A 20,941-nucleotide genomic window follows, 5' to 3' on the forward strand; every position below is an offset into this window, starting at 1 on the left:
TACGCACCACATTTCGGCACGTTATTATCATGGTGGAGTAGTTTATTAGCACATCTTGCTAAAATACCAATCCATTTATTCATAAATAAAACGATAGAGTCATAACAGGTCATATCACGATTCCATCTTTAACACTATAATTATAGCGTTAAAGTTAAAAATATACAATATAAAATTTAAACTACGCATATGTCCGTATGGAACTATCCATAATAACCCATATAAAGTGAAACTTTAATCAGCCCTCACCAATCGGGATAAAACATAACAAGGAGTAAGCAAACAAATGGGGTCTTTTAATAAATGGATTCGTGGTGAAAAATCTTTTTCTACCCAAGAGCAAGCTGATCACACATTAAATAAATCTATTTCTTCTTCCCTTTCCCTTAATTTAAAGCACTTGTCCAAACTGTTTAGCGGTATTCCAGAATTAATAACACGCAATTTTCCATTAAAAAACGGACAGGAAGCTGCACTTATATATATGGAAGGACTTGTAGACAAAACTGTTATTAACGTAAACATCCTTCGTCCTCTCTTATTTAAAGAGTGGAATGAAGACGATTTTTGGGAAGCCTCTGTTTCTATCGGAAATATTAAAAAGATTGAGCAGTGGACAGACATTGAACAATCTCTTTTACACGGCAAAAGTATTTTATTTATAAACGGACAATTATCCGCTTTAGAGCTTGATACGCAAGCGGCACCAAAAAGGAGCATTGAAGAGCCTACAACAGAGAGCTCCATAAAAAGCTCACACGAAGGATTTAATGAAGTAGCGAGCGACAGCCTTGCACTTATTCGTCGATATATTCCAAATCGCGAGTTGAAAGTGAAGGAATTCACTGTTGGTGAACGAGCTACTTCAAAGGTTTTTTTGCTTTATCTAGCAGATGTTGCGGACGAAGATGTCGTAAAAGAAATGGCATCCCGTATCGAATCAGTAAAAGTGGATGCGATTCTTACTACTGGTGAATTAGAGGGGTTTGTTGAAGATAATTCCTTTACTCTCTTTCCGCAATTATCAATAACTGAACGCCCTGACACAACAGCACATCATATTCTAGATGGGCGAATTGCTGTTGTTGTAGATCGTTCACCAGGCGTATTAATAGGACCCATGACTTTTTCAGCTTTTTTTCAGACGATAGATGATTACAGCTTCAGGCCAATGATTCCATCTTTTATACGATTACTTCGTTTCACTGGATTATTTATTGCAATTTTTGCTCCTGCTCTTTATATTGCTATGATTTCCTTTCATTATGAAGTGATTCCACTTAAATTATTGTTAACGATTGGAGAATCTCGAGCTAAAATTCCTTTTCCTCCTATATTAGAAGCACTTTTGATGGAATTAGTACTTGAAATGCTCCGCGAAGCTGCAGTTCGGCTTCCTGGTCCCGTTGGACAAACGATTGGCGTCGTAGGAGGGATTGTTATCGGACAAGCTGCAGTTCAAGCAGGAATAGTAAGTAATGTCATGGTTATCGTCGTATCTATTACTGCAGTCGCTTCTTTCATCATCCCTAATCTAGAAATGTCTGCAGGAATTCGACTTCTTCGCTTCCCAATGATGATAATTGCCTCTTTATTTGGTGTCATTGGTATTATGGTTGGGATGGCAATCATTATTATTCATATACTTTCTATGGAATCTCTCGGTGTTCCTTATGGTAGTCCTTTTTCTCCGTTATTTGCTTCGGATTTAAAAGATATTCTTATACGTTTACCATGGAAAATAATGAAGAAGCGCCCACTATCCCTTAACTTAAAACAAGAGAATCGACAACGCGATATAGAAGGAACGGAGGAAGAGAAGTGACAAAGCGTGCAAAGAGGGAGATTAGTTTATTTCAATACATTTTAACGATTAGTGGTGTTCAAGTAGGATTCGGTGTCCTTACACTTCCTCGTGAAGTTGCACAAGGGGCGAATACAGATGGATGGATTTCTATTATTATTGGATGCGCTATCACTACTTTAGTCAGTTTATGTATTGTAAAAATTATGGAAAAGCATCCTGGATATACTTTACTTGATGTGCTGACTCGTTATCTTGGAAAGTGGCTAGGAAGAATAGGAATGATTTTTTGGATTTTATATGCTGTACTTGCAGCAGTTTCCTTAGTTTTTTCCCTCCTGTATGTTATTCACATTTGGATTTTACCTAGATCTCCTATGTTTTTAATTATGATTTTGCTTTCTATTCCAATGCTTATGCTTGCATGTAAAGGTGTACTTATTATTAGTCGCTTTGCCGTTTTCACTGTGATTTTTACCCTTTGGATGCCATTACTATTGTTTATTCCTCTTAAAGATGGTCATTGGATATATCTTCTTCCCTTTCTAAAGGAAGGATGGATACCAGTTGTAACCACAGTGAAATCAACTATCATTGCGTTTCTCGGATTCGAGTTTGCATTCGTCCTTTATCCCTATCTAACTAACAAATCAGCTGCAAAAAAAGGAATCGTTATTGCAAATATGATTACGTTATTTGTTTACCTACAAGTCACGTTCGTTTCTTTCGTTTATTTTAGTCCAGACGGAATAACAAAGTTTTTATGGCCCACTCTTTCTCTTGTTACACCATTTCACTTTTCATTTCTTGAACGGTTTGAAATTATTTTTTTATCTTTTTATCTCTTCATTATTTTTGATTCTTGCATTCCTTACATTTTTACTGCTTCAGATGGAATCAATCAATTACTTAACAAAAAAGGGAGTTCCTTACCTATTTGGTTTTTATTATTCGGGTGTATTGTTGTCTTATTCTTTTATATCCCTTCCTCTTACCAAATAAGTGCGTTGCGAGAATTTTGGGGAACTGCCAGTTATTTTATCGTTTTTCTATTCCCAGTCGTATTTCTCTTATACATGACACTTTATCAGCATTGGAAAAGGAGAAAAATTTAAATGAGGCGCTTTATTCATTTCACTATACTTTGCTTTCTCATAACCTTATTAACAGGCTGTGGAGATCGGCTAGACTTAGAAAAACAATCCATTTCATTAATTTACGGTTTTGACGCAAAAGCAAAAGGAAAATTAATTGTGTACCACGTAAATCCTATTTTTAATGAAGACGTAGAAAAAAAGTACGAAACACATGAAGCGAAAGTACGTACACCTCGAGAAGCCAAAGCAGCGTTTAATAGTTCAAGTAGCGGTTTAGTATCTACAGAAAAGTTACAGCTCATTTTATTTAGCACGAAATTTTTAAAACAAGAAGGGGCTATGCCCTACCTTGATGTTTGGTATCGCGATTCTAAAAATACTGGAAACATGCGCATGGTTGCAGTAGACGGGCCAATTTCTTCTGTTATATATAATAACTTTAAAGATAAACCTGCTCTTCCTGAGTATTTAACAGATTTAATTAATACAAATAAATTATACAATCGGACAGTTTTCACACCATTTCATGAATTTCATAGGCAAACGTTTAATAAAGGTATAACACCTGCTATTTCAGAAATAAAAAAAGGAAAAAAAGATGTTATCGTTACAGGCTCTGCACTATTAACTTCTCGCGGAATTTATAAGATGTCTTTAAATCGCTATGAAAGTGCCCTTCTGCTCATGTTGCAAAAAAAAGCTAATATACCCGTTTCACTTACAATGAAAATCCCTTCTCATTCAGTTGAAAGTAATAGTCATCTAAAAGATACAGAAGGTGAAGATTTCGTAACAATAAACGTTCTTAGCATAAATCGTGATATCCATACAGACTATAGCGATAACCGCTTCAAATTTAATGTTAAAATGGATTTAAAAATTGCTGTATCTGAACTTACATTCAATATGGATATAGACAAAGATAGAAAGAAATTAACTTCTCTTATTACAAAACAACTAAACAAAGATTTGAACGATTTAATCCACAACATTCAAAAACATCAGCTTGATCCATTCGGATTTGGTGATTATGTGAGAGCGTTTCAATATAAAGAATGGGAAAAAGTTGAAGACGATTGGCCGAGTGTCTTTTCAAAAGCTAACGTGAAAGTAGCACCTACGATTAAAATTTTAGAAAATGGGATTATTAAATAGCAAAACACGCTACTTGTTCTTATACGTTTAAAGAACAAGTAGCGTGTTTTCATTTTTATTTTGAAAATTCCTGTATAGTTACGCTTCTGTTTCCGGTTCTTCGTTTTCCACTTCTTCCAATCTTTGCTGCTCCGCAAGCTCAGCTGAAATCATTCCATAATAAATTTCTGGATACAATCCAAATATTTGATATACACTTCCTAAAAACGGCATCGGAATCCCTCTTTTCTAAAGTTGTATTGCCACTTTTAAGGATTCCCTATTCATTCATTATACATTCGTTTTTGGCGTTTCCTCTTCATCATGAACGCTTAATAAATTTTGCCACTTTTTATAAGGAGCACTATTTGGATCTACATAACCTTTCGCGTACGAACGATCCCACAATTGTTTAATAAACATTTCTTTCTCTTTCTTTGCAACCATATCGGCACCTGTACCGTAATAGTTTTGGAAATATAACTCAATTTCATCAAGGAATAACCTTAATAATTCATCAGAAGTTTCTTCTAACGTTGGGTCATACTTTGCTTCACGGTCATACATTAAAATCATATCTAAAATATTATGGACATGCTCTTTACGAAGCCATCTAATATCTTGCGCACCTAATACAAATGGATGTGTATATAAATGTCCACCTTGTATCATCGCCTTTTCTTGTTCTTCTTCAAATCTGGATAAGATATTTTCATAAATGAACGGATTATGAAGCAACGCTCTATGCAATTTGTAACTTTCGCTTGAAATATTTTTCCCCATCGACTGAATTAAGAAACTACGTCCAACGCCGTTATATTGATACACGAATTGACCATCAACAGCAACTAAACTAATCCAGCGATACATATACGCGTATAGAAGAGCTCGATTACATTTATCATAATCTAACTTCGTTTGCGTTGCATTTAAGTCTGGCATGAATGCTGGTAAGTGCCAATACTTATCTAAATGCGGTGTTAAACTAGATTTTTTACTATTCAACTTGTTTACACGGCGATAGTACGACTGAAAATAATCACCTTTATCATTCATAAATCCATTTGCAATATGTCCAGACGAAAGCTTAGGAAAGTCTTGTAGTGATAAACCGTAATGTGCACGATAACAAATGACTTCAAATGGCGAGAAAGCTTCATTTACTGTATCTTTTTCTTTAAACATTTCTTGCATTAATTCCTCTTGCAGTTCTTTCTTTAAAGATGGATGTATGCCCCAATATTGTAATTCCCTATGATGAGAAACTTTCGGCACGAATGGACTTGCTAAATGGAACAAGTCTTCAATTTTTTCACGAACATATTCATCACGATCACGATTCTTATAATCCGCTTCTTTTCGTAATGCTTCAACGATGTTCAGCTCTAATTTATCGCGATAGCGTATTTGTAATTCATCGTAACAATAGTTTAGTATGTGCTCACGATAAAAGTCTTCTACCTTTTTCGATTGAATTTCTTCTGTTTTCGCATCCCGGCAATATTCCCCGTATAAGCTCATATAAATTTCTGCTGATATATCTTTCGGTAATACACCTAAATTTAAATGTTGTTGCATATCTTGCCATATCTTTTCTTGCAACTTCTCTTCAGCTAATACGTATACATTCGTTGGGTTTGTTTTTCCTTCAAATTCCTTGCTTCGTTTTTGAATTTCGAACAATAAATTTTCACGTGTTTCATGTAAATTATCAAAAAACCTTTCCCAATATTGAATCATTTTATTAACTGCTTGATATAGCGATTGATACACGAGTTCTAATAGCATTTCTTTACGGTATTCGTTTAATTTGTGTACGTACTGCGTTACAATATCTTCAAATTCCTTTTTAAATAAACGCTGCTGGTTATTAATCATTTTTCCAAACCAGCCTTGTTGTTGCGCAATTTCTACTCGACGTACAGCTGTTACCGTTCCATCAATGTTACTCACATTAAATTTCTTATCGTAATTTTGAATTAAATTACGCTTTTGTTCATTATTTTCATGTAGTCGATTCATTTTTTCCACTAACTGCTTTCGAATTTCATACAACATAAAACGAGCTGCTACTGGATGAACTGGATCTGTTTTCTTTAAAAACCATGTATTTAATTGATATGACTGGCCTTCAGAACCACTCGGTGAAAAACGGTCTGATTCAATCATGTCATATAAAAGTGTCGTTACATGTTCATGTACACGGCTCGGAATCGCATACGCATATAAACGAACCGCATGATCGACCCTTGCTACTTCACCTTTCATTTGTTCCGTCATTTTCAGCTTGGCAGCCGAAATTTTACACTCATGCTGCAGACGATTTAATTCCTCGTCTTTTTGTACCGTACGCTGTACATAACTTTCTACAGCTTCTAAAAACAGTTTAGATTTCGCAACACCAACCTTGCCACCTTCTGCTCCTTCACGCGTTTCATTGTACATTTGTCTATAAAAAATATGAGCCTGCTCTGGACGAGTAGCAAGATGTTCTAAATCTTCTAAATAACTTTTCCCGCGCTCTGGCTTTTCACGCTGCATACCACGTTTTACATCTTGGTCATATCTATGCTTCTTCTCTTGAAACAATTGATCTAAATGAAGCCACGATTCATCTAAACCTTGCACGGCCCATTTTAAAGCACAATATTTTAACACATGCTCATATGGATAAATAATCTTTGCCGTTCCGGCCCCGCAATATCGCCCTTTCCCGCTTGATTCTGCTAATTGCTGAATTTGATTATCTTCCTGTGCAAAATGATTTGCAGACATCGGACTAAATAATTGTAAATAAATCGTATTTGCCATTTGCTCCATATAATCTGATAAATTATGCAGATGGTGTCCATGTAAATTTTCGTAATCGTATAAAAAACAATAATTGTACGGTAAATGGTGTTGTTTAATCGTGTGATTTGTTCTCCCATCCTCATCTACTTGATCCGGTCGATACTCTAATTCAATCGTAACCCCGCCGCGTTTGGATAGTTCTCCTGTAGAACCGAGCGTAATGGCATGTAATTCTTTTAACGAGGCATAGCCGTTTGCTTGCACCGTTTCAAACTCTTTCGCACTAACTGTTCTCGTCTTCACTAACACATCCGGCATTAGAAACGCACCACGTATTAAAATGTTGTGATGTTGCAGTTTTTTCCGAAGCATTTCACGTAAATATAATGCAATTTGTAGAAACATTCCTGAACCTGTTCCGCCCGCTAGTGATGTTACGATAATGACACGCACTCCATATTCTGTTTGATCGCTCGTAACTGGAAAAATCTTCTCGATTTCTTGCCAAAAAGACGTTAATTTATCTTCTTTCATCGCAGCACGTAACGCTAAACGGGAAATGACGCGTAACTGTCCTGCTCCTTCTGTTAATGGTTTATCAAGTATAGTTGGATCCATCGGAAACCACTCTGGAATCGTCGGATCTCCCGCAATATACTCCCTAGGTGTTTTACTAGAGCTCGTTTGCGTCTTAAACTTTCGAATATGATCGAATTTACTCAATGTATTGACATCTGTATCAAATACGTGCATTGCTACCTTTTTTCGACGCTCCTCAGGTAGTCTTTCATATATTTGATGTGTCACAGTACTACCGATTCCACCTAAACCAATTAATATTGTTGGAACTTGTAACGTCATGTGAACCACCTTCCTATTCTTGCTTGTTTGAAAAAAGGAGGGAAAAATAATACTCTCCTCTTTTCCCCATCTACTATTCACACTCGTATTTGTAAATCTCCTTACCATATCCTCTATCAATTACTAAAAGTTCATTTGGATATAGTGTCTTATGTTCCATTCCAACCTCATCCTCTGTTATAAACATCCCATCAATAATCATTCCTACTACTTGTGACTCTTTCGCTACAAATATCGATTTCGATCCTTTCTTTGCTATAAACGTAACGGATTGCACAGTCTTTCTTTCTGCTCTATACGGAATACCAAAATAATGTTTCCACCATTTATTTTTGAGTAACTCTGGCTCAGATTGATATAACCAATCTTTCGCTACCTCTTGATCCCATTCGTAATACAATAATGCTTTCCGGTGAAATCTTGGACGGACAATCCATCCTAAAACGATTATTCCTACTATTAACAGTAATAAAGTGATAGGAATAACAAACTTAAAAATAAGCGCATACTTTTCATAAAACGGCGCATTTTGAATATGGAGTGTTATATCTTTCTTTACTTTTGGTAATTTTGAATCCTGCACTACGATGGTAGCTTCTACGGTGCCGGTATCTGTAAAATTGAATGTGTCGGAGTAATGCGGTCGAGGATAAATGTAAATTTGATTACCATGCTGTTTTATTTCATAGTTGATGGATTGTTTAGATGTGACACCAGTAGATTTTAATAGTTTTTTTACAGCCTCTTCTGTCATCGGCTTATCATCTAACTGTGGTTGTATAATAAATGGTTTACTATTCTCTAAATTTGTTACTTTTTCTTCATAATCTTTCGTGACAGTTTGAAGTGATAATTTAGGCTTTTTCGTTGTTTCGATTTTAAATTCTTTCGTCTGTCTGTAAAACCCCTTTATGTTCATATGAACTTTCCCGCGTACTAATCCTTTAGTAAGCTTCGTTTCGTAATAAAATACATGTCTTTTATCGTCCCACTTCATCGCATATTGCTTCCCGTCTATTTCTACTTCTGCCTGAAAGTAAGAAGACTGAACTGGCAACTCAGTAGGTTTTGCTTCAATAACAGCTGTCACATCTTCATACATTTCCTCAACATTTTTTCTATCCTTATCCTCTTTGTCATAAGTAGAAACAGTATAGTTAAGCGCCGGTTCAACTAGTACTTGTAGTCCTTCTTTCTCAATATCCTGGTCCACCTCTATCGTATAAGTTCCTGGTTTAATAACTTCCTCATTTTCCGTACTGATATGAACTATATTTCCGAACAATTTCGCTTCTCCTGGTGCATGTATGGAAAAAGAAGATTGTAATTGTAACGGTTTAGAAATTTGTGTGACCTGATAATTAGACAAAGAAGGCGATTGTCGTACAAGCGTCATACGCTTTAATGGAAATGGTGTTGTAATCTCTACTTTCTTCCCTACTACTTTCGTTTTTACAATCGATTCAACAGAGGAAAACGGATCCCGATTTGCAACTAATGCTGCCACTTGATTGACGCTTTTTACAATACCATCCTCTCCACTAGATGGCATCGTAACTCCATTTATCTCTTTCTTCCATATTTCTTTAAACGTATTTAGTTTTACCTTTTCTTGCTGTCCTAAATCCTCTTCCATCGTAATTAAAACCGGATGTAATGATATCTTTTTTACATCCATTTCTTTCTTAAACTGCGCTAGCTTCTGCAAAATTTGTTCTTTTCCGCCAACCTTATCTTTCTCTAAATCATTAAATGCCCCGTCAGTTAACACAATAAGCCAAAATTCACGTTTCCCATCTATATCGGCTTCCTTTTTTATAGATTGCATCGCCGTTTCTACTGCGCTAAACGGAGTATTTAAATACGTTTTCCATGCTCCAATTCCCTCAATTTCCGTTTGTCTCTTATCCTTCGTTAACGAAATGTTTAATGGATCATTTGGCTTGCTCATTGGAACGTAAGAAAATGTATCTTTTTCATCTAATAGCGCAACTAAACTTTGCAAAGCGTAATTGGCATATTTCCAGCGATCGTTATTTCTCATGCTGCCCGAATCATCATATACAAGTGAAACGACCCTTTCCTTTGCCTCCTCTCCTTTTGCAAAAGTCCAAAAAGGATGTAACCATATTAATAGAAACAACATGAATGTGGCACAAATTCGAATTTTCATGATGAGGCTTCGCCACCTTTGTAGACAAATTCCTATGTTTAAATTTATGAGAGGATACAAGATATATGACTTGTATTTTAGGACAACGAACATAACATAACTTTATTATGTAAACAGTTATAAAAACTGAATATGATTCCTTCTAGCGTTTTCTATCCGATACTATAAGTAAAAAAGCCTGTTTAAGCTCTACACTTAAAACAGACTTTTCCTACTTTTTATATTGAAAACAAATAACAAAAAGTTTGATTTTTGACTTAACACATCACTTCAATTGTAAATCCACCAGGTGCTTCCACATAAAACGTATACGCATGTGCATGCTTAGGAGGTTCGACCAAAAATCCATCCTCCTTCAACCTTTGATTCATTTTATTTACTTGTTCTTCACTTTCTTGAGGAAAACCTACGTGAAATGTTTGCGGATAATGTACGTCTTTCCCTTTCATTAACGTTAATATAAATCCATCATTATCACGCATAACTGCAAAGCCTTTTCCCCTTGCTCCGCTACAAGTTAAATGAAAATATTTTTCTAAAAACTCTCTAGTAGCTACTACATCTGCAACTGTTAAATTAAGATGTTTAATTTTCAAACCATCACCATCTTTCTTAATTTTCTAACATTTTATCATATAAATAAAAAACACGCCTTCACAGCGTGTTTTATTGCTTCACATACACTTCAACAATTGGATTATCTTTATGATCCGCATGTAAGCGTATATTCTCTTCACTTGTACGATAAATGCTAGCTAATAACATAATTGTTAACACGTTAGGAGTTTTGGCATCGCTCCCGTATTTCCTTTCCAGCGTTTCCTTATACTCAAAATCCAAGTCCCCCTGCACATATGTATACACCTCAAAACCATCTTCTAAATTGCAAACAACTGTATCAATAATATCTGCCCCTACTTGCTTCTTCATTTCCTCTCTCAACGCTTTAATAAACTCTTCCCACGGTACTTCGTATGTCTGAAACTGATCTGTAGATTTCATGCCTTTTCCTCCTTATATATCCTCTTCCTATATTTCCCCTTTCCTATAACAATTATGATAGTTAGGGCATTCGTACAAGCCGCACTTGTCCCCCTTACATATCGTATTACTGTAATGGGGAAGGAGGAATGAATATGCATAGACAAAAATGTTATGATACGTGCCGACGTTACTTCGGAAAAGTTGTTCGGATTGAAGACCGTGATGGCCGTATACATTTAGGTAAAATAATCGATGTGACACAAAGCTCTGTATGGATTGAACCGGTGCAACAGCGCTCATCTTTTGATTCAGGATTCGGATACTATGACGCTTATGCAAATGGTGGTTGCGACCTTTGCGGCGGCCTTAGCAGATGTGATAGTTGCGGATTTGGTTGTGGTGGTGGATTCAGCGGCTGTGGATGTGGCGGTCGTGGTTGCAGTAATTGTGGTTGCGGCGGCTGGGGTGGCGGCGGTTGTGGCTGGGGTGTTGAACTCGGATTTGGTTTCATCTTCGGAATTACATTAGCTGCATTATTTTTCATTTAACATAAGTAAAGAGTTGACTATCTTTAGCCAACTCTTTTTCTTTATTTTTCACATATAAAAATACGATGACCTAAAATATGTTGATACATAAGTCGTACATTTTCATGTTGCACCCATGCCTCATATAACTCATTCGGAATAAATTGTGATACATTCCATTCTGGCTCTTCTATATAGCTAGAGATTGTTTCTGCAATTGTACCACCGCCAGCAATAGTAACCCGCCGAAAATTTGCTTTCTGAAATAATTGTACCCACTCGCTCTCAGTTAATAGTTCTTTCATCCCGTATAATTGAGCGATTTTTTCTTCCTCTCCCTTATCAATGTGCCTATCAATAATCATTTCAATGACAACAAGCTTACCGTCTTTCTGTAATACACGATAGCACTCTGAAATAACCTTTTCTTTTTCTGTAAAAGCGAGTATCGATTCTCCGAGTACGAACTCAAATGAATCATGTAAACAAGGTAATTGCTCTACACTTCCTTCAATTAATTGAATATCTATTCCCTCAAACGACCATCTATCTTTCGCCTTTTGAATCATAATTTCATTCTTTTCCACCGCTGTTACTTTATATCCAAAATTCCTCGCCATATATGCTGCGGTTTTTCCCGTGCCACAACCTATCTCTAGGACATTCGCTCCATGTCTAAAAGGGAGTTGTGCTAACAATTGTTTTGTTAACGTAAAACCACCAGGATGAGCACTCCCTATTCCGTAATAAGCTAGGAAATCGATGTATGTGTTTCGTTTCATGGGATTCTCCTTTAAATTTTCTATAATACATATATTCACCCATCAATAAATCGTGCACGTAAAAAAGCATTTCCAAGTGCTATACCGCAACTTGAAAATGCTTTTATCTTTTTTATTTCTCTTCAATATATGCCCATTTGAAGCTATATTCCGGACTAATATTATGTTTCACAATTCCCTTTACATTTGGTTTCATCACATAAGATTTAGCACTTTGATATAAAGGCACAAGCGCTACATCATCCTCAAGTAACAATTTCTCTGCCTTCCCTAACTCTGTCCAACGTTTTTTTGCATCAGCCATCCATTCTGTCTTACTCTTATTAATGATATCGTCATATTTTGAATTTGAGTAACTCATCTGGTTCTGCGAATTTTTTGTTTCAAACATATCAAGATATGTCATTGGATCCGCATAATCTGGATTCCAGCCACCATATGAAAAATCATAATCTTGGTCTGATTCTAATTTTAGTTTTTGCTTAAATGGTTGTAGCTTAATATTTACTGTCACACCTTTTAAATTCTTTTCAACTTGATCTTTTACATACTCCCCAACTTTTTTCGCATTACCAGTATCATAATTTAACAGTTCAATCGTGACTTGATCTTTTCCAAGTTCTTTTTTCGCTTCTTCCCAGGCTGCCGCTGCCTTTTTGGAGTCTTGTTTTAAACCATTCTTGAACGTTTCTGCAAAATCTTTACCGTCAGGTCCACTCGCTAAACCTTTTGGTACTAAGTAATCCACTGGTTTTGAACCATCATTTAAAATAACATTCGTTAAAGCTTTCTTATCAATAGATAATGCAATTGCTTCACGTAGTTTTTTGCTCTTTAACGGTGTATCTTGCCCACCACGTTTTTGATTTAGACGTAAGTAAAACGTACTTGTTTCCGAATATGCGCCAAACTCTTCTTTATTATTTCTATACTTATCAACAAATTCACCTGATAAAAGCGCGAAATCAATCGCACCTGTATCATATAAGTTCACTCTAGTAGCTGGTTCTTTTACTACACTATAATTGATTTCTTCTAGCTTCACAGTCTTTTTGTCCCAATACTGCTCATTTTTCTTTAATTTCCAGCCTTGCTCATGCTTCCAATCAGTAAGCACAAATGGACCATTATAAAGTGTTGTATCAGACTCTAAACCAAATTTATTCCCTTTTTCTTTCACGAACTTTTCATTTAATGGATAGTATGACGCAAATGCCATTAAGTTCAAGAAATATGGTACTGGTCTTTCTAGTTCTACTTCAAGCGTATAATCATCTACCGCTTTTACACCTAATGTAGAAACTTCTGCTTTCCCTTGATTAATCGCTTCTGCATTTTTAAGATAGTAAGCAATAAATGCATACTCAGCAGCTGTTTTTGGATCTACTAGCCGTTGCCATGCAAATACGAAATCTTTCGCTGTTACAGGATCACCGTTTGACCATTTTGCATCTTTCCGTAATTTAAATGTATATTTTTTGCCATCCTCGCTTTTTGTGCTAGATTCCGCTACAGCTGGGATTGGCTTATTATCTTTATCCAAGCGATATAAACCTTCCATTGTATTTCCTAAAATTTGTGATCCAAGTGTATCTGTATTTTTGGAAGTATCCATCGTCGGAATTTCATTCGTTTCTGTACGATTTAGCACTTGCTTTGCCGCATATTTAATATCAGATTTCTTCTCTTCCCCACCATTATTAGACGTTGTAGTCGGTTTCTTCTCCCCACCAGATCCAGAAGAACATGCTGTTAAAGCCATACTCATTGCTAAAACTGGTGCTACAACTGCTGTGAACTTTTTCATCTTTTTCTTCATTTTTGTACCCTCCCCAATTATATGTACGAAACTAACTTCGAGAGACTTTCTTTCGTTTATTTTTAGAAAATTCTTACTAATTATCATTCTACTAATTTATCCTGATTTGTAAAGTGTTTTATGAATATTCCGAATAATTAATCTAACAACCATAATAACTATTACTATACGAATTCTCCCACATCTACTATATGTAAGTACCACTTTTCTTATTCTTCTCTATTTATTTAAATTTAATTGAATAGTAAAAGAGCGTCTAAAAAAATAAATAATATATTTTTTAAACGCTCATTTTTCTTTTTATTATTTACCTTCCGTTACATAAGCCCACTTAAAGCTATACTCTGGACTAATGTTATGTTTCACAATACCTTTTACATTCGGTTTCATTACATATGCTCTACCTGTTTGATATAAAGGTACCATCCCTGCATCTTCTTCAAGTAATAATTTTTCTGCTTTACCTAACGTTTCCCAACGTTTCTTCGCATCAGACATTAACTCATTACCTGCTTTTTTCACCATTTCATCATATTTCGGATTCGAATAACTCATTTGGTTATATGGGCTCTTCGATTCGAACATATCAATAAATGTCATTGGATCCGAATAATCTGGGCTCCAACCAGCAAATGAAATTTCATAATCTTGTGCTGATTCTAATTTTAATTTTTGTTTGAACGGCTGAATTTTCGTATTAACCGTTACACCTTTTAAGTTTTTCTCAATTTGATCTTTAAAATAGTCAGCAATTTTTTTCGCTGTTCCATCATCATAGCTTAGTAATTCAATTGTCACTTGATCTTTTCCAAGTTCTTTTTTAGCTGCTTCCCAAGCTGCTGCACCTTTTTTCGGATCATATTTCAGACCATTTTTAAAAGTATCTTGGTAATCTTTACCGTCTGGTCCTGTCGCAAGCCCTTTTGGTACTAATTGATCTGTTGCTTTTGAACCGTTATTTAAAATAACGTTTGCTAAACCTTTTTTATCAATTGATAATGCGATTGCTTCACGTAGTTTTTTACTCTTTAACGGTGTATCTTGTCCATTACGTTTTTGATTTAAACGTAAGAAGAATGTACTTGCTTCTGAATATTCACCATACTCTTCTTTATTCGATTTATATTTATCAACGAACTCCCCTGATAATAGCGTGAAATCAATTGATCCTGTATCATATAAGTTTACTTTCGTCGCAACTTCTTTTACTACACTATAGTTAATTTCTTCTAATTTCACAGTTTTATTATCCCAGTACTTATCATTTTTCTTTAGCTGCCATCCTTGTTCATGTTTCCATGAAGCCATAACGAACGGTCCGTTATACAACGTTGTATCTGCTTCTAAACCGAACTTATCTCCTTTTTCTTTTACGAACTTTTCATTTAAAGGATAGTACGATGGGAATGCCATTAAATTCAAGAAATACGGCACTGGTTTTTCTAATTCTACTTCTAGCGTATAATCATCTACCGCTTTTGCCCCTAAATCTGTTAGTGGCTTTTCACCTTTATTAATTGCCTCTGCGTTTTTAATATAGTAAGCGATAAACGCATATTCTGCCGCTGTATTTTTATCAAGTAATCGCTGCCATGCGTATACGAAATCTTTCGCTGTTACTGGATCACCGTTTGACCATTTGGCATCTTTACGTAGTTTAAATGTATATTTTTTGCCATCCTCGCTTTTCGTACTAGATTCTGCTGCAGCTGGGATCGGCTTATTATCTTTATCTAATCGATATAAACCTTCCATCGTGTTCCCTAAAATTTGAGAACCTAATGTATCGGTAGATTTTGAAACATCCATCGTCGGAATCTCTTGATTCTCTGTACGATTTAACACTTGTTTTGCTGCGTATTTAATTTCAGACTTTTTCTCTTCCCCACCACCACTAGACGTCGTAGTTGATTTCTTCTCCCCACCAGATCCAGAACAAGCTGTCAACGCCACACTCATCGCTAAAACTGGCGCTACAACTGCCGTGAACTTCTTCATCTTTTTCTTCATTTTTGTACCCTCCCCAATTATATGTACGAAACTCATTTTGAGAGATTTTCTAATAACTAGTTATCAGAAAATTCTTATTAATTAATATTCTACTAACTTTTCTATTTTTGTAAAGTTATTTTTAAAATATTCTAAAAATTATTTTTTTGTGATAGTAACGAGCACTCTTTACAATTATCACGATACAAGTTCTTTCCTACATCCATCTATTTATTCGCATGTATTCTCATAATAAAAGAGCATTCCAAAAGTAAATAGTCTACTTTTAGAATGCTCTATCATTTTATCTTTCTATAGTGGACAATGAGATTCTCACTACAAAATAAGCTAAGAAACCTATATACATCCACTTAAATATAGCCTCACTGCTTAAAAATTATTTTCCATCTTTTTCAGTCATGTACGCCCACTTGAAGCTATACTCTGGGCTAATGTTATGGTGAACGATGCCTTTTGCATTTGGTTTTTGAACGTATGCATCACCACGTTGGTATAAAGGTACAAGTGCTACATCTTGCTCAAGAAGTAATTTCTCAGCTTTTCCTAGCTCTTCCCAACGTTTCTTCGCATCACCCATTAATTCTCCGCCAGCTTTTTTGATCATATCATCATACTTAGGATCAGCGAAGCTCATTTGGTTATGAGAATGATTAGACTGGAACATATCTAAGAATGTCATTGGGTCAGCGTAGTCAGGTCCCCAACCAGCATATGATAAATCATAATCTTGCTCTGTTTCTAATTTCAGTTTTTGTTTGAATGGTTGAAGTTTAATATTAACAGTTACACCTTTTAAGTTTTTCTCAATTTGATCTTTTACATATTCCCCAACTTTTTTCGCATTACCAGTGTCATAGTTTAATAGCTCAATTGTAACTTGGTCTTTTCCAAGCTCTTTTTTCGCTTCATCCCATGCAGCAGCTGCTTTTTTCGCATCTGGTTTAATACCATTTTTAAATGTTTCTTGGAAGTCTTTACCGTCTGGTCCAGTTGCTAATCCTTTTGGTACTAAGAAGTCCGCAGGTTTAGATCCGTCATTTAAAATAACATTTGCTAAATTCTTTTTGTCGATTGAAAGTGCGATTGCTTCACGTAATTTTTGGCTCTTTAATGGTGTATCTTGTCCGCCACGTTTTTGGTTCATACGTAAGAAGAATGTACTTACTTGTGAGTATGTGCCAAACTCTTCTTTATTATTTCTATACTTATCAACGAATTCTCCTGATAGAAGTGCAAAATCAATTGCATTTGTATCATATAAATTTACTCTTGTAGCTACTTCTTTTACTACACTATAGTTAATTTCATCTAGTTTTACAGTCTTTTTATCCCAATATTGATCGTTTTTCTTCAGTTTCCAGCCTTGTTCATGTTTCCAATCAGTAAGTACGAATGGTCCGTTATATACTGTCGTATCAGACTCTAAACCATATTTGTCCCCTTTTTCTGTTACAAATTTCTCATTTAACGGATAGTACGATGGGAATGCTACTAAGTTTAAGAAATATGGTACTGCTTGTTCTAATTCAACTTCTAGAGTAAGATCGTCTACTGCCTTTACTCCTAGTTCCGTTACAGGTTTTTCACCTTTATTAACAGCTTCTGCATTTTTAATTGGGAATGCGATAAATGCATACTCTGCAGCTGTTTTTGGATCTAATAGACGTTGCCATGCATATACGAAATCTTTTGCTGTTACAGGATCACCATTTGACCATTTTGCATCTTTACGTAGTTTAAATGTATATTTTTTACCATCCTCACTCTTCGTGCTTGATTCTGCAGCAGCTGGGATTGGTTTGTTATCTTTATCTAATCGATATAAACCTTCCATTGTGTTCCCTAAAATTTGAGAACCTAATGTATCTGTATTTTTAGAAGTATCCATTGTTGGAATCTCATTTGTTTCTGTACGGTTTAGCACTTGTTTCGCTGCTAATTTTTCTTCTGATTTGCTATCTCCGCCAGAGCTAGAATTTGTGCTTGTCTTCTTATCTCCACCTGATGTAGAACATGCTGTTAATGCCATACTCATTGCTAAAACTGGTGCTACAACTGCTGTTAGTTTTTTCATTTTTTTCTTTTTCACTTTCTGTACCCTCCCTAATTCTTAACGCTCTCATTTAAGAATTTTCTGATAATTCTGTTTTTCTTTATATATTTATCAGAAGATTCTTATTAACTATTATTCTACTAATTTTTTGAGTTTTGTAAAGTGTTATTATTGAAAATTTTTAAAAAATTATTTTTTTACAGTAATATTTATAAAAATCCTATAATCTTTCGAAACACTATACCTCATTGAATCTTAAGTATTGATTTAATAGTCTTTATATCCCTCCACTATAAATCACCTGTAAATTATTGTTAATAAATAATGTATATCATAACAAACCTCTTTTCTACAAAAATAAAAAAGTCAGCAAAGCTGACTTTTTATCCGGCCATTTTCTCTTTTTTCATTTCCTCTATTACTCTCGTATACTTCTCTTCATCAAATTCATTTTCACTTTTTGCAACAACTACAGTCGCAATGCCATTACCAATTAAATTAACGATAGCACGTGCTTCTGACATGAAACGATCTACACCAAGTAATAGCGCTAACCCTTCTAGTGGGATAACATTCATTGCTGACAAAGTAGAGGCTAATACAATAAATCCCCCGCCTGTTACTGCCGCTGCTCCTTTAGATGTAACTAATAAAATAGCTATTATAGTTAATTGTTGACCTAGTGAAAGATCGACGTGAAAGACTTGTGCTAAAAATATAGTGGCCATCGATAAATAAATTGTTGTTCCATCTAAATTAAAAGAGTACCCCGTCGGAATGACTAAACCTACTACCGGCTTCGAACATCCGAAGTCTTCCATCTTTGTCATCATTCGCGGTAATACTGATTCTGATGATGATGTCCCAAGAACAATAAGTAATTCTTCTTTAATATGCGCTAAATATTTCCACAAACTAAATTTATAAAATTTACAAATGAAATTTAAAACAATAAAAACAAATAATGCCATTGTTGCATATACACAAATCATTAATTTACCAAGTGGAATAAGTGTACTTAAACCATATTTTCCAATTGTAAATGCCATTCCACCGAATGCTCCAACCGGTGCTAATTTCATTACAATTGATAAAATGTTAAAAAATACTTTCGATAATCTTTCAAAAAAGTCGATTACCGGTTGTCCATTTTTCCCTAACATCGTTAACCCTGCACCGAATAAAATGGAGAAGAACAGCACTTGTAAAATATCACCTTTTGCAAATGCTTCAAACATGTTAGACGGCACAATATGTAAAAAGAAATCCACCCACTTCATTTCTTGCCCGCTTTGTACATATTGTGAAACATCTCCGCCCTTTAGCTTTGAGGGATCTAATCCATCTCCGGGACGTACAACATTCGCTACGATGATACCAATAATTAAAGCCGCAGTTGTAACAATTTCAAAATATAATAATGCCTTCCCACCAACACGACCTACCTTTTTCATACTTCCCATACTTGCAATACCAAGCACAATTGTTAAAAAGATAATCGGTGCAATAACCATTTTAATCATATTGATGAACGTTTCACCAATTGGCTTCATCTCTTGTCCAACACTCGGCCAAATTGCCCCTACTGCAATACCACAAATAATGGCCACAATAACTTGAAATGTTAAATTCTTTATGATTCTCATTTTTGATACTCCCCTGTTTCTTTCATTTCTCCCATACTATTTCAATAATTGCTAATGATATATTCTATGTAATAGCCCCCCTGTTATTTCACTTAAACCACAATTTTATGTTACACTATTATCTTAAATTTGAAAATAGTATATAACATTTATATATAAACGACATACTATTTAACATAATAAAAAAGCAGACATTACGTCTGCTTTAATTCTCCTCAATCTGTTTTTCACTTAATCCTAAATGTGTTCTAAGCATATTACTCAAACTCTGCAAATCTTTTTTATTAGGATTATAATAATATACACGTTGCCCATTTGGACCATTAGGTAAGTATAAATCATCACCTGCTAATTGAATTTTTTCAATCGAACAATTTAAACCGTATTTATAAAAAGATAAAATATCATCCATTGCTAAATTTGTTTTAAAATCACCTTCAACCGCCTCGACTATTTTTTCTAGCTTCGTAATCGATCCTACACTTTTTAATTTACTTAAAACCGCTTCCATAACAAGTTGTTGGCGCTGCCCTCTCATTGCATCACTATCAATATGACGCGTTCTTGCTAAGGCAAGTGCTTCTTCCCCTGTTAATTTTTGTAGTCCTTTTTTCAAATGAATCGCCTCAGGTTCATCTTTACTATTTTGCTCCGTAAATTCAACTGGGACATCTACTTCAATCCCATCTAACCCATCAACAATTTTAGTAAATGAATTAAAATTAAACTTTACAAAATAATCAACAGGCACTTGTAATAACTTTTCTACCGCTTCCACTGAAGCTTGCGGCCCTCCATCTTTACCATTTTTAACGAAACCACTTCCATATGCATGCGTTATTTTATCTTTTTTCTTTTCAACCGGAACATATGTGTATGTATCACGTGGTATACTCGTTAATTTCACAGTCTTATCATCTTTATTAAAAGTAGCTAACAGTAGTGCATCTGTATGAAATGCACCATTATACTCCTTTTGTCGTTCTTGATTTTCATCAATTCCCATAATTAAAAGTGAAACATTATTCGTAATCGGTTTTACAGTTTCCTCACGTAAATTCGATTTTTCACCACGTGCTAAATTCAAACTAGATTTTTGTACGAGATTAGAAGTTTTCATATATATATAAGTACCATATCCAACTCCGCCAAATAGTAATACTACTAACAGTACACTGATTATCATTGTCTTCTTATATTTTCGTTTATTTTTCTTCTCTCTTGAAGAAGAGGTATTCTCCATATCGTTCCCTCCGTT

General features: G+C 35.0%; 15 protein-coding genes. 4 read left to right on the top strand and 11 right to left on the bottom strand.

Annotated features, from left to right (window positions below; translation table 11 throughout):
- Positions 1-286: 286 nt before the first annotated feature.
- From gerSA to gerSC, 3 genes are read left to right on the top strand one after another with little or no spacing between them, the layout of a single operon-like run.
- On the top strand, positions 287-1,825 hold the full coding sequence (gene gerSA / locus FH036_RS24575; protein ID WP_103141356.1) for a spore germination protein GerSA: 1,539 nt from the start codon (positions 287-289) through the stop codon (positions 1,823-1,825).
- On the top strand, positions 1,822-2,919 hold the full coding sequence (locus FH036_RS24580; protein ID WP_139896349.1) for an endospore germination permease: 1,098 nt from the start codon (positions 1,822-1,824) through the stop codon (positions 2,917-2,919). The genes gerSA and FH036_RS24580 overlap by 4 nt, the downstream gene beginning before the upstream one ends.
- Positions 2,920-4,056, top strand: a complete 1,137-nt coding sequence (gerSC, locus tag FH036_RS24585; protein WP_139896350.1) for a spore germination protein GerSC — start codon at positions 2,920-2,922, stop codon at positions 4,054-4,056. It abuts the gene before it with no gap.
- 78 nt (positions 4,057-4,134) lie between these two features.
- Here the strand turns inward: gerSC and FH036_RS24590 are convergent, their stop codons facing one another.
- The 5 genes from FH036_RS24590 to FH036_RS24610 all read right to left on the bottom strand — a co-directional run bounded on the left by FH036_RS24590 (position 4,135) and on the right by FH036_RS24610 (position 10,864).
- Positions 4,135-4,269: a hypothetical protein gene (locus FH036_RS24590; protein WP_001116175.1), complete on the bottom strand. Its 135-nt coding sequence runs from the start codon at positions 4,267-4,269 to the stop codon at positions 4,135-4,137.
- Positions 4,270-4,326: 57 nt separating this feature from the next.
- On the bottom strand, positions 4,327-7,689 hold the full coding sequence (locus FH036_RS24595) for a tubulin-like doman-containing protein (RefSeq protein ID WP_000175140.1): 3,363 nt from the start codon (positions 7,687-7,689) through the stop codon (positions 4,327-4,329).
- A 73-nt stretch (positions 7,690-7,762) separates the two neighbouring features.
- The gene (locus tag FH036_RS24600) at positions 7,763-9,862 is read right to left on the bottom strand and encodes a vWA domain-containing protein (protein WP_139896351.1); all 2,100 of its coding nucleotides are present in this window, start codon (positions 9,860-9,862) and stop codon (positions 7,763-7,765) included.
- 257 nt (positions 9,863-10,119) lie between these two features.
- Positions 10,120-10,458 (bottom strand): VOC family protein, encoded by a 339-nt coding sequence (locus FH036_RS24605; RefSeq protein WP_139896352.1) that lies wholly within the window; start codon positions 10,456-10,458, stop codon positions 10,120-10,122.
- Positions 10,459-10,528: 70 nt separating this feature from the next.
- Complete coding sequence (locus FH036_RS24610) at positions 10,529-10,864, bottom strand: hypothetical protein (RefSeq protein WP_044793382.1); 336 nt, start codon at positions 10,862-10,864, stop codon at positions 10,529-10,531.
- A gap of 134 nt (positions 10,865-10,998) precedes the next feature.
- Between FH036_RS24610 and FH036_RS24615 the strand changes: the two genes are divergently transcribed.
- Positions 10,999-11,394 carry a hypothetical protein gene (locus FH036_RS24615; RefSeq protein ID WP_042875367.1) on the top strand — a complete coding sequence of 132 codons (396 nt, stop codon included), beginning with the start codon at positions 10,999-11,001 and terminating at the stop codon, positions 11,392-11,394.
- Between the two features lie 41 nt (positions 11,395-11,435).
- Here FH036_RS24615 and FH036_RS24620 read toward each other — a convergent pair whose 3' ends face one another.
- From FH036_RS24620 to FH036_RS24645, 6 genes are all read right to left on the bottom strand, one after another.
- The gene (locus FH036_RS24620; protein ID WP_139896353.1) at positions 11,436-12,155 is read right to left on the bottom strand and encodes a class I SAM-dependent methyltransferase; all 720 of its coding nucleotides are present in this window, start codon (positions 12,153-12,155) and stop codon (positions 11,436-11,438) included.
- Between the two features lie 112 nt (positions 12,156-12,267).
- Positions 12,268-13,974 carry a peptide ABC transporter substrate-binding protein gene (locus FH036_RS24625; RefSeq protein WP_044793388.1) on the bottom strand — a complete coding sequence of 569 codons (1,707 nt, stop codon included), beginning with the start codon at positions 13,972-13,974 and terminating at the stop codon, positions 12,268-12,270.
- A 303-nt stretch (positions 13,975-14,277) separates the two neighbouring features.
- Entirely contained in the window at positions 14,278-15,984 is a 1,707-nt protein-coding gene (locus FH036_RS24630; RefSeq protein ID WP_070806664.1) for a peptide ABC transporter substrate-binding protein, read from the bottom strand.
- 376 nt (positions 15,985-16,360) lie between these two features.
- The gene (locus FH036_RS24635) at positions 16,361-18,073 is read right to left on the bottom strand and encodes a peptide ABC transporter substrate-binding protein (RefSeq protein WP_000727525.1); all 1,713 of its coding nucleotides are present in this window, start codon (positions 18,071-18,073) and stop codon (positions 16,361-16,363) included.
- A 347-nt stretch (positions 18,074-18,420) separates the two neighbouring features.
- On the bottom strand, positions 18,421-19,683 hold the full coding sequence (locus FH036_RS24640; RefSeq protein WP_001220191.1) for a dicarboxylate/amino acid:cation symporter: 1,263 nt from the start codon (positions 19,681-19,683) through the stop codon (positions 18,421-18,423).
- 205 nt (positions 19,684-19,888) lie between these two features.
- Positions 19,889-20,926, bottom strand: coding sequence for an LCP family protein (locus tag FH036_RS24645; protein ID WP_070806666.1), 1,038 nt, complete (start codon positions 20,924-20,926; stop codon positions 19,889-19,891).
- Positions 20,927-20,941: the final 15 nt, after the last annotated feature.

This window comes from Bacillus sp. CD3-5, assembly GCF_006349665.1.
Lineage (GTDB): Bacteria > Bacillota > Bacilli > Bacillales > Bacillaceae_G > Bacillus_A > Bacillus_A paranthracis.